9 protein-coding genes are annotated in these 11,757 nt (G+C 42.3%); 6 read left to right on the forward strand and 3 right to left on the reverse strand.

The features are described from left to right. Nucleotides 1-79 precede the first annotated feature (79 nt). The gene (locus tag RB622_RS28010; protein WP_308050122.1) at nucleotides 80-880 is read left to right on the forward strand and encodes an alpha/beta hydrolase-fold protein; all 801 of its coding nucleotides are present in this window, start codon (nucleotides 80-82) and stop codon (nucleotides 878-880) included. A 58-nt stretch (nucleotides 881-938) separates the two neighbouring features. Here RB622_RS28010 and RB622_RS28015 read toward each other — a convergent pair whose 3' ends face one another. After that, nucleotides 939-1,958, reverse strand: coding sequence for an acyl-CoA reductase (locus tag RB622_RS28015; protein WP_308050123.1), 1,020 nt, complete (start codon nucleotides 1,956-1,958; stop codon nucleotides 939-941). Nucleotides 1,959-2,090: 132 nt separating this feature from the next. On the opposite strand from RB622_RS28015, the gene RB622_RS28020 reads away from it, so the two are divergent. The 3 genes from RB622_RS28020 to RB622_RS28030 all read left to right on the forward strand — a co-directional run bounded on the left by RB622_RS28020 (nucleotide 2,091) and on the right by RB622_RS28030 (nucleotide 5,389). Further along, nucleotides 2,091-2,438, forward strand: coding sequence for a 4Fe-4S dicluster domain-containing protein (locus RB622_RS28020; RefSeq protein WP_308050124.1), 348 nt, complete (start codon nucleotides 2,091-2,093; stop codon nucleotides 2,436-2,438). A gap of 348 nt (nucleotides 2,439-2,786) precedes the next feature. Next, complete coding sequence (locus RB622_RS28025) at nucleotides 2,787-4,025, forward strand: porin (RefSeq protein ID WP_308050125.1); 1,239 nt, start codon at nucleotides 2,787-2,789, stop codon at nucleotides 4,023-4,025. Nucleotides 4,026-4,069: 44 nt separating this feature from the next. Continuing rightward, nucleotides 4,070-5,389 carry an ammonium transporter gene (locus RB622_RS28030; protein WP_308050126.1) on the forward strand — a complete coding sequence of 440 codons (1,320 nt, stop codon included), beginning with the start codon at nucleotides 4,070-4,072 and terminating at the stop codon, nucleotides 5,387-5,389. Between the two features lie 89 nt (nucleotides 5,390-5,478). On the opposite strand, the gene mtaB is transcribed toward RB622_RS28030, so the two are convergent. Then, a complete protein-coding gene (gene mtaB, locus RB622_RS28035) occupies nucleotides 5,479-6,807 on the reverse strand; it encodes a tRNA (N(6)-L-threonylcarbamoyladenosine(37)-C(2))-methylthiotransferase MtaB (protein ID WP_308050127.1) in 1,329 nt (442 codons plus the stop codon). A gap of 39 nt (nucleotides 6,808-6,846) precedes the next feature. Then, nucleotides 6,847-8,685 (reverse strand): LTA synthase family protein, encoded by a 1,839-nt coding sequence (locus tag RB622_RS28040; protein WP_308050128.1) that lies wholly within the window; start codon nucleotides 8,683-8,685, stop codon nucleotides 6,847-6,849. Between the two features lie 158 nt (nucleotides 8,686-8,843). Between RB622_RS28040 and RB622_RS28045 the strand changes: the two genes are divergently transcribed. Beyond that, nucleotides 8,844-11,030 (forward strand): glutamine synthetase III, encoded by a 2,187-nt coding sequence (locus RB622_RS28045; RefSeq protein WP_308050129.1) that lies wholly within the window; start codon nucleotides 8,844-8,846, stop codon nucleotides 11,028-11,030. A 40-nt stretch (nucleotides 11,031-11,070) separates the two neighbouring features. Further along, on the forward strand, nucleotides 11,071-11,619 hold the full coding sequence (locus tag RB622_RS28050; RefSeq protein ID WP_308050130.1) for a hypothetical protein: 549 nt from the start codon (nucleotides 11,071-11,073) through the stop codon (nucleotides 11,617-11,619). The last annotated feature ends 138 nt before the right edge of the window (nucleotides 11,620-11,757 follow it).

An 11,757-nucleotide genomic window follows, 5' to 3' on the forward strand; every position in this document is an offset into this window, starting at 1 on the left:
TAAACTTCCGATTCGAGAATATTTTTATTAAAGCCTTTCATCTATTACCTTTCCGGTTTTAACTTTTGCCACGGTCATTTTGCTTTCATCAGATCAAGAGCTCGTCGCTATCGAGCAAGCCATTCCGTCGTTATATCTTCATCGTGAGGTCCGCATTTCTGTGCGGTTGCCGCTTCATTATCAGGAGGGGGTTTCCTATCCATTGCTGCTGATCAATGACGGACAGGATTTCGGGCGTTTGAGAATGAATTCGGTTTTAACGGATCTCCAAAAAACTAAGGCTATTGCGCCGGTTATTGTGGTGGGTATTCAGGCCGGGGCGGATCGTTTACAGGAATATGGAACGGCGCATAAGCCGGATTATGCACATCGGGGAAGTAAGGCGCAGGCTACAACGGATTTTGTTTTGAAGGAATTACTGCCTTTTATGGTGCAGCATTATGCGGTTCAAAAGGGCCATAGCGTTTATGCAGGTTTTTCTCTGGGCGGACTTATGGCGCTTGATATGGTGTGGAATCATCCCGACGTTTTTTCAAAAGCGGGTGTTTTTTCAGGCGCGTTGTGGTGGCGGCAAAAAGCACTGGATGCCGGTTATCGTGATGCCGACCGGATTATGCATGAACAGATCAGGGATAGTGCTGGTAAACCGGATTTGAAATTCTGGTTTCAAACCGGTAAAAATGATGAAACCGACGACCGAGACGGAGATGGCATTATCGATTCCATTCAGGATACGCTGGAATGCATAGCGGAATTGGAGCGGAAAGGATATGTCTGGAAAAAAGATATTGATTATTATGAAATGGAGGCAGGAGAGCATAACCCGGAAACCTGGTCACGTGCTTTCCCAGTGTTTTTGAAGTGGGCATTTGGTCAGTAAAATGAAGAGCAATCGGGATTATTAAATGAATCACAATTGCTCTTCATTATTAATAAGGTTAAAAACCGGCTAGAAAAGCCATTGTATCCACTTCATCGGCATAATCTGAAAGGCCGGGCTGCTGGGTTTTTCCAAAAGGTACGGCAGCAGGAATCAGGTTGTCATGACTTACGACACACTGAATTTTCTCGGCGTTCAGGTTCAGGTATTCCTGTACAGTCTCAATATTTTCATAAGTTTCATAATGGACGACACTGATCGGAGAAACTGGCGCAGTACTTTCTGTCAGCATTAAAAAACCATTATCATAGTGTTCTGTTCGGTTTACGAGTAAAATCGACTTATTGTACTCGTAATTATTGAAGTATTTATGATGATTAAGGTATAGATGATCAAGGGATTGGATGGCCTCGAAGAACTTGGTAAAATCATATCCTTTCGGTATAAACAATTTGGAAACATTGCGGCAGCCGAGGCCATAATATTGCAGCATATCTTTCCCGAGCGCAAATAACTCTTCGTTCGTTTCATTGCCGGAAATGACGGCAAGGGAAGTCCGGTTTTTACGGATAATATTAGGTTTTTTGGAAAAATAATAGTGAAAATATCTCGCCGTATTGTCACTTCCTGTCGCGATGTAGGCGTCGGAATCATTAAGCCGGTCAACGAAAAAGATGTAGGATGCAAACTCCGGTTCTATTTCAACAAGTTTTTCCAGAAGGCGTGGTATCAGGACTGGGTCGTCTGAGCTGGGTTTTGCCAGTAAAATATGTCCGCTTATCAATACGCATAAAACATCATGAAAGCCAACTGCCGGAATATTGCCCGCCATGATAACCCCGATTTTTAGCGAAGATCCTGATTCCGGATATTGATTGACCCATGCGGTAAGTTTTTCTTCGGAAAGAAACTTTTCTGCAATGGCAGCTAATGATTCAAGCGTGTTTTCCGGCGTAAACCAGTTGTTTTTTCTATGCGCAGCAATGGATAGTTCCTGCGAATATTCCGCGTTTTGAGGATCCGACAGAAATTTTCCGAGGCTAATAAAGGCATTTATGCGTTTTTTTCTTGATATCATTACAATGGAACTGAAAATAATTAAATCTGGAAATGTGTTTTTATTTTTCTGATTGTCTGGAAACTATAAATAGTTATATTTGTTAGTCTATTAAGGAGAAAAATAGGAACAAATATAAACAATCCGGCGACTATGGCTATAATGATAACCGATGAATGCATAAATTGTGGGGCGTGCGAGCCAGAGTGCCCCAACACGGCTATTTATGAGGGAGGTGTTGAATGGACTTGGGGGGATGGAACAAGTTTGGACGAGGTAGATTTTGGAGACGGCACCGTGATTAGCGGAAAAGAAAAGCAGTCACCGGTTTCTGACGAATTCTATTATATAGTATCAGATAAATGTACAGAGTGCGTTGGTTTCCATGAAGAACCTCAATGCGCGGCTGTTTGTCCGGTTGATTGCTGTGTACCCGATCCGGACAACGAAGAAGAAGAAGAGACATTATTTGCTAAAAAAGCATGGATGCATGGTGAATAGTTAATGTGTACTCACTTGAAGTTATTGAAAAGCCCGCTGAAAAGCGGGCTTTTTTGTGCCCATATTTTTTCAAATGGTAAAAAAATAATAAACATTCGATTATTAATATGTATTATGATGTTTATAATATTTCGTATATCTGATTAAATACAGAATAAATTGAAGTATGTTAAAAAATAATTTTAGTGTCAAATATGTTTATATTTTTATAGAAAAGAGTAAAATAAAATGAATATTTGGTTTTTCATGATAAAAAATGACTATTATATTTGATAAATATAATTTTAATACAATATTTGATTCATAATTAATCCGGTAAATTAATTAATACGTAAACAGAAGAAAATTATGAAAAAGGTCTATTGTACAGTATTATCTTTAATGATCCCCTTTTTGGGTTTTAGTAAGTCGGAATTGGATGAGGAGAAAAAAGCCAAAACGACTGAAACTAGCAAAATCGAAGAGGTGAAGGAAGGTGAAGAAGGAAAAGGATCTTTTGCGTTTTCAGGATACCTGGATTCTTATTACATGGCTAATTTTAACAAGCCTGCTTCACGGTCTAATCTTGGTCAGGCAGGGACGGCTCGCGTGTTCGATCAGAAGTCTGGTCAGTTTCAATTAGGATTGGTTCAGGCGAAAGTTGCTTACACGAATTCGAAGTCGGAAGCAGTTGTTGATCTGACATTTGGACCCAATGCAAATTTGGGTAATTATGGAAATGCAGCGTTCAGTACGGCGCTTGCAATTAAACAGGCTTATTTCACTTATAAGTTTACAGACAAGTTTTCGATGACTGCCGGTCAATTCGGAACCCACATTGGATATGAAGTGATCGATGCGCCTGCAAACTTTAACTACTCGCTTTCAAACTTATTTAATAACGGACCATTTTATCACACGGGTTTAAAAGCAACGTATGCGTTTTCGGATAAAGTTTCTTTGATGGCCGGTGTTGTCAATAACGTGGATGGACTTGGAGATAACAACCGCAAAAAAGGGATTATATCGCAGCTATTTATCTCACCGGTTGAAAACTGGAATGTTTACCTGAATTTTATCAATAGCAATGAGGCAAATGCGGGAGAAGACGGTGATTCGCCCAAAGCACATTATCGTGTATTTGACATTACAACCAGTTATCAGCTTACCGAAAAATTCCTGGTAGGGGTAAATGCAGCCTACGGTTCTCAAAAGGGGGATTATCAGGGAGCCGGCGGCCCATCTGACACGCAATCATGGGGTGGGGCGGCAATTTATTCCAATGTAGCCGTTTCTGATAATTTTGCAATCGGCGCTCGTTATGAGTATTTTAACAATGACAATGGCGTGAGAGGTCTTTTGGCTTATCCGAATGGAAAAGGTCCTGATGACGCACCTATCGCAGGTATTGGAACACATGTGAATTCGGTAACATTAACGGGTAACATTTCACTGGCAGATGGTCATATCTTATTAAAACCTGAATTCCGCCTGGATGCTTATCCTAAGGCACGCGCCGGGAAATTGCAGCAATTCGAAGATTCTGACGGCGTATATTCAAAAAGCAGCCAAACAACTTTTGGAATGGCATTTATCTATAAATTCTAATTAATAATACCTTCTTTAATCAATAACAATCTCTACAAAAAACAATGGAAAAACGTAATTATTTCCCACTGATTATCTTACTGGTCATTGCTCTGCTTGGAGCATTTGTTCCCAGTGTTCCGACCAAAATCGTTACAGAAGGCTTAAATTCAGGCGATATTGCCTGGATGTTAGTATCATCCGCACTGGTACTATTAATGACTCCTGGTTTGGCTTATTTCTACGGAGGGATGGTTAACACCAAAAACGTTATCTCCACGATGCTTCAAAGCTTCATCGCCATGGGGGTGATCAGCGTTCTTTGGGTTGTCGTTGGGTTTAGTCTTGCTTTTGGTGATGACATCGGAGGGTTTATTGGCAATCCGACTACCCACTTTATGTTCAAAGGTGTTTTGGACGGACCCGCTTTCGGAACTATTCCTTTCGCTTTGTTCGCAATGTTCCAGATGAAGTTCGCCGTGATCACGCCTGCACTGGTTACAGGTTCAATGGCTGAACGTGTAAACTTCCGCTCTTACGTACTTTTCATGATCCTGTTCTGCATATTCGTTTATGCGCCGCTTGCACACATGACATGGCATGCAGATGGAATTCTTTTCAAAATGGGTGTACTTGACTTTGCAGGTGGAACAGTTGTGCACATGTCTGCCGGTTGGGCTGCTTTGGCCGGTGCACTTTACCTGAAAAGACGTAAATCTGTTCTTGAAGCTAATGTGTTGCCTCCTGCAAACATTCCTTATGTCCTTTTAGGTACTGGTTTGCTTTGGTTTGGTTGGTTCGGTTTCAACGCAGGTTCTGCATTGACTGCTTCTCCTTTGGCTGTTTCAGCTTTCGCTGCTACCAACACAGCTGCCGGTGCTGCTGGTTTGGCTTGGGTATTGTTTGATGTAGCAAGAGGTAAAAAAGTATCTGCGCTTGGTTTTTGTATCGGTGCGGTTGTAGGTCTTGTGGCTATCACGCCTGCTGCTGGTTTCGTGACGGTTCCTTCATCAATTTTTATCGGTGCTGTTGCCGCCTGTATCAGTAACTACGTAGCCCACCTGCGTACACGCTCAACTTTGGATGATACACTGGATGTGTTCCCTTGCCATGGTGTTGGCGGTATGGTTGGTATGCTTATGACCGGCGTTTTCGCAACAAGCGCTGTTAATCCATTGGTTACGGATCAGGGTCTTGCTTTCGGTGAAACGAAACTTTTCATTAACCACGTGATTGCTTTGGTTGGTGTGTCAGCATTCGCTTTCGCTGGATCTTTCCTTCTTTTGAAAATCACGGATCTTATCCTACCACTTCGCGTGACAGAATCGGATGAAAAAGCTGGATTGGATGTAAGTCAGCATGATGAGTTTCTTGTAGAAGCTTAATATTAACTACATACAAAAATGACCGGCAGAATATTCTGCCGGTCATTTTTGTTATATAACATCCTGAAAAATGTCAGAATAAAAGATGGTTAATGCGCGGGCTCGTAGTTTTCCGATTCCATTACTTCCATCAAACCGTCTTCATTCAGTTGAACATACTGAACTTCCTTGGTTTCGTTAATCAGCAATGGATCGTATTTTACTGCAACGCGTATGTAGTTTTCGGTAAACCCGAGCATTTGACCGTTCTGGATTTCATCTTCAAACAACACGGTTCCTTTTTTGCCAATCTGTTCGTTATAGAAATGTCTCTTTTTCTTTTCTGATAAAATGTGCAGCATCTTGGAGCGCTCAGCACGCTCGGATTTTGGCACGACTGGCTTAATCGTCACCGCCAAAGTATTTTCCCGCTCCGAATAGGTGAAAACATGCAAATAGGAAATGTCAAGTTCGTTCAGGAACTGATAGCTTTCCAGAAACAATTCATGCGTTTCTCCCGGATGACCCACGATAACATCCACACCGATACAGCAATCCGGCATCAGCGATTTGATCTTCGCAACGCGCTCCACATACAATTCCCTGCGATATCTGCGGCGCATCAGCGACAACACTTTATTGGAGCCAGATTGCAACGGAATGTGAAAATGCGGAACAAAGCGTTTGGACTGCGCGACAAATTCAATCACTTCATCGGTTAGTAAATTCGGTTCAATTGAGGAAATCCTGAATCTCGATATTCCTTCCACTTCGTCCAGGGCCTTGACAAGATCAAGAAAAGTTTCCTTGCGTTCGCCATTTTGAATCCCGAAGTCTCCGATGTTAACACCCGTCAGAACGATTTCTTTTACGTCCCGGGCGGCAATATCCTCAGCGGCTTTTACGATGTTGGCGATGGTATCCGAACGGCTTTTTCCGCGCGCCAATGGAATCGTGCAATAGGCACAGGGATAATCACAGCCATCCTGCACTTTAAGGAAGGTACGGGTGCGGTCATTGAGTGAATAAGACGTATGGTATTCGACGGCATCATCAATGGATGAAGCCAGAATTTTAGCAGGTAGATTGACCGGTGCCTTTTCAAAAGTATCCAGTAGTTCGACCAGACGAAATTTCTCAGCGGCGCCCAAAACGGCATCTACGCCCGGAATTTCAGAAATTTCAGTAGGTTTGAGCTGGGCGTAACAACCGATGATCGCTACATACCCGTCGGCATTAATTTTCTGCGCCTCACGGACGATTTTACGGCATTTTTTATCCGCGTTTTCCGTAACAGAACAGGTGTTGATGATAAATATATCCGGCTTATCGTTGAATTCTACCTTGGAATACCCCTTGTCTTCAAACATTCTTCCGATCGAAGAACTTTCAGAGTAATTCAATTTACAACCCAGCGTATAAAAAGCAACTTTTTTCATAGTATTGACAATAAGGGTGCAAAATTACACCTTTTCCTGTTAACGCTTCAAATAATCACCAAAAGAAGCTTGTAAATAGGACTTTCCATAGTCCGTTTCATTGGATTTCAGGTCCCCGGATTTTTCTGTGATATTTCCGCCAATGTTATCCCGGACGACGAAACCATTAGGACGTATCCAGCCAAATCCGTTCATAAATGCGAAATAAGCGAACGGGGTACGATTTGGCATAAATATATCATTGCTCCATCTAAAATCTTTTGCAGGAAGATTCAACTGGTTCAACAACGTGGAAGCCAAATCAGTTTGCGAACAAAGCGAATCAATTGTAATATTCTTTTTTTCTAATACGCCGCCCAGCCATAACATGGGAATATGGAATTCATTTGGCTTGGAAACCGGTTTTTCAGGAAGAGGGTGTCCGTGATCAGCCAGAATGACAACGAGCGTATTGGCCCACCAGGATTTTGTTTTTGCCTTTCTGATAAATTTACCAATGGCAGCATCAGAATAATGATGTGCGTTCAGAAACAAATGCTCCTGATCAGTTCCCGGAATGACCGTTTTAACGGGAACTTCAAATGGTTCGTGGCTACTCAGCGTGAAAAGCGTCGTGAAAAAAGGTTGTTTTTGTTTGTCCAGGTCATCCAGTAATTTATTCAAAACGACATGGTCGTGCGCTCCCCATTTGGAGTTCATATCGGTTTCATTGAACGCGTTTTTATCCACGATGGCATTAAACCCCTGTTGCAGGAAATACGTTTTCATGTTGGCAAATTCCGTTTCTCCCCCGTAATAAAAGGAAGTATAATAGCCCGCGTTCTTGAAAGTGCGGGGCAGGGATGGAAGCGAAACGGTTTTGTTTGGAATTTTAATGATCGAGGTTGTTGGCTGGGCCGGATATCCGCTCAAAATAGCCACCATGCCTTTGTCGCTCCGATTCCCGCTTGCATACATATCGGTGAAAAGAATACCTTCTTTGGTAAGTGCGTCAAATTGCGGGGTGATGCCCGGTACCCCATTCAGTTTTTCTACCACCTTGGCCGTGAAACTTTCCCAGATAATAACGAGAACATTCACCGGTTCTTTTCCGGTTCTGATGATCTGCTCGTGTCCGGGATTGTGCTGATAAAATGAAGATACCGTTGCCTCTGCTTTCTGATCGTCGAAATAAGCGAAGGGATTTTTTTTGCTATAACCCTCATTCAACAGCGAACGGCTGTAATTCCAGGGAACATTAACGGCCGCATAATTTGCAAAACTTTTATCAGAAAAGAATACGGCACTTTCGTTCATCGGAGCGAGCTGAAAACCCCCGCGAATCGGAATGATCAGCGTGGCTGCTAAAAAAATAAATAGCAGCCCGGTGAAAATGGGAGAGGACTTCCCCAAAAAAGGAAGGATTCTTTTTTGAACCGTAAGAAGAATTTTCACTACCAAAACGAAAAGTCCGATCAGTAATAACAGCAGCGGAATGACAGGTGCTGCACCCATAGAGGCAAGCGCCTCCTTTGGCGTTTTTAAATAAATTAATGAGGACGCATCAATTCTGAATCCCCAGGCGCGAAATAATTCCAGGTCAAAAATGGTCAGCATCACGATTGTCAGTGAAACAATGAGACTGAACCATACCATCATCTTTTTATACCATTTCCAGTGCATACTGGTGGCTCCGATCAGCAGCGTGGGTATCATTAAAATATATCCGGTAAAAGATATGTCCATCCGGAGTCCGTGTAGGGCACTTTGCACGACTAGTGCGCCACCTAAATCCAGTGATTTTTGCAGATGATAAGCAAGGAATAGGAAACGGAAAAGCTGAAAAAATAAAATCCAGCTTAACCCGTACAGTGCAAGAAATTGAATTCTTTTAAGCATGATCAGGGGTAAATACTTGGCAAAAATCAAAAAAATATATCGAATTTGGCTAGTGTATGAACTTATAAAATGAAAAATCGGAAAAATTCGTGCAGATTTGGTGCTTAGTATCCTGAATTAAATAATTTTGGCAAGAAATACTATAAATCCGCATTCTTATGACATTTCGTTCCAAAGCTTTTGAGATCGCACTAAATCGCGTTGCACCTTCGTTAACGCCACCAACGGAAAAGGTAGCAGATTTGTATGGAAGTAATACTTTCAGTGACGATGTAATGCGAACATTACTTTCTCCTGAGGCTTACATTAAAATTTCAAATGCAATTCGTTCAGGTTCCACCATTGACAGGGAAGTTGCCGAGGAGGTTTCGGCTGCGATGAAATCCTGGGCAATATCCAAGGGGGCGAGCCACTACACACATTGGTTCCAACCTTTGACGGGAAGTACTGCTGAAAAACACGATTCTTTTTTCGATCTTACTTTAGATGGGAAGGCGGTTGAGAAGTTTAAAGGAAGTGCCCTGGTTCAACAGGAGCCTGATGCTTCATCGTTTCCGAGCGGAGGCCTTCGCGCTACTTTTGAAGCAAGAGGTTATACGGGCTGGGATCCGAGCTCTCCGGCATTTTTGATGGATAATGGCGCCGGTGGAAAAACTTTGTGTATTCCTTCTGTCTTTATTTCATATACCGGCGAAGCGCTGGACTATAAGGCTCCGTTGCTTCGTTCGCTGGTAATGCTGGACAAGGCTGCTACTTCCGTTTGCCAGTTTTTTAACCGTGATGTCGATAAAGTAACGCCGACGCTGGGTATTGAGCAGGAATATTTCCTGGTTGATAAAGCATTGTACTATGCCCGTCCCGATTTGTTAATGACCGGACGTACCGTTTTTGGCCATAGCCCGGCACGTGGACAGCAGTTGGACGATCATTATTTCGGCTCTATTTCTCCGCGGGTTAATGCATTTATGGCCGATTTCGAATTCGAAGCCTTAAAGCTTGGAATTCCAGTCCGGACAAGACATAATGAAGTCGCTCCGGGACAGTTTGAGTGTGCGCCAACATTTGAAGAAGTAAACCTGGCGATCGACCACAATGCTTTGCTGATGGATTTGATGCAGAAAATTGGCGAAAAGCATAATTTTCAGGTGTTGTTTCACGAAAAACCATTTGCAGGTATTAACGGAAGCGGCAAACATAACAACTGGTCACTTTCCACGGACACTGGTATCAACTTATTGGCACCGACCACCAAACCAAAGGAAAATCTTCGTTTTCTGACGTTTTTGCTGAATGTGGTCAAAGCGGTGCATGATCACGCAGATCTGCTGAGGGCTTCTATTTCTTCTGCGGGGAACGAACATCGTCTGGGGGCAAATGAAGCGCCTCCTTCAATCGTTTCTGTGTTTTTGGGAGGCGAGCTTACGAGCATGCTTGAAGAACTGGTTAATAAGGGTGAAATCACACTTGAAAAAGGGGAGAATTTTTATTACAAACTGGGTATCACGCGCATACCGAACCTTCAGCGTGACAACACAGACCGCAACAGAACTTCACCATTTTGTTTTACGGGCAATAAATTTGAATACCGTGCAGTAGGAAGCGCGTTAAACAGTGCTTCTCCTATGATCGTTCTGAATACGATTGTTGCCAATCAGCTGGCGGATTTCAAAAAGGAAATGGATGAAAGGCTGAATGCGGGAGAGGAAAAGAAAGTGGCGACAGTCGAAATTCTGAAAAGATATTTCACAGAATCGAAAAAAATCCTGTTTGAAGGAAACGGTTATTCAGAAGAATGGGTTGAAGAAGCAAAAAGAAGAGGATTAAGTAATATCAGCGCCACCTACGACGCGCTTGGCGCTTATGTGACGGAAAGTACGATTCAGGCTTTTGAAAAGACGGGTGTACTGAGTTCCAGAGAACTGCATGCGCGTTATGAGATAGAGCTTGAAAACTATGTAAAAAAATTACAGATAGAATCAAGGGTTATTAGTGACCTGGCGCTGAATCACGTCGTTTCTACGGTTGTAAAATATCAGTTTAAGCTGGCACAGACAGCCAGAGCGCTGACAGACCTGGAAATGCTGGAAGAAGCGGAGCCGATCAAGGAAATCATCAGAGATATTTCGTCGCACGTAGTGGTTATTAAAAAGCTGGTGCATCAAATGACTGAAAGTAGAAAAGTAGCCAATAACGTTGAAGATCTGCTGTCGCGTGCGCGTATCTATGGATCGGAAGTGAAAGGATACTTCGATGAAATCAGATATCACGTGGATAAACTTGAATTATTGATTGATGATGAAGACTGGCCTTTGGCAAAATACCGCGAAATGCTATTTTTAGAATAATTTTACCGATTGCTTAAAGAACAATAATCAAATAAAAACTATGAATCCGGGATTCGATCCAGAAGAAATTGCACAGCTTAAACGGGAATGTAAAGCTGAACGATTGAACTTTGTGTACGTAACAGACGAGTTCGAAGACGAAGAAGAGAACAACGAGCATGCCCACGTTCAGTTTGTAGGTTACTACAAAGATAAAGAAGTGGTTTATGATGCTTTGATTTATACATTAAGACTGCATCACTCGACACTGGTTTACGACGAAGCACTTGAAAGACTGAAAGTTCAGATGCCTGATTACGTTTCACCGGATGAAAGAGAAGAAAGTGATGTGAGTGATCCTGAAAAAGATGAAGAGGCAGAAATTTTGCTTACGGAATTCATTGAGGAAATCGAAGAAAACGAGGAAATCTCTGTACGTGAACACGTGGAGGTGGACGACCAATTCGATTACGGCGTTGGCTTGGAAGTTGGATTGAATAAAACTGAAATCAACGAGAAAATTATCAATGATTTTATCATCCGCTTCAATTCAGGTCGTTTGCAGCTCGATACAAACGTTTATTCGTTTTCGAATGAGGACGAAGAGTAGTTTTTTTCCTGATAGGAAGTAGGGTGTCCAAACCACGGGTAACTATTTGACTTTTAGTTTTTTGTAACAAAAATTAACCCCGAAAATGTCCATTGCTGAGATATTTCGGGGTTTTTGTTTATCTTAAGGTTACCAAGC

The organism is Dyadobacter sp. LHD-138, assembly GCF_030929615.1.
GTDB lineage: Bacteria > Bacteroidota > Bacteroidia > Cytophagales > Spirosomataceae > Dyadobacter.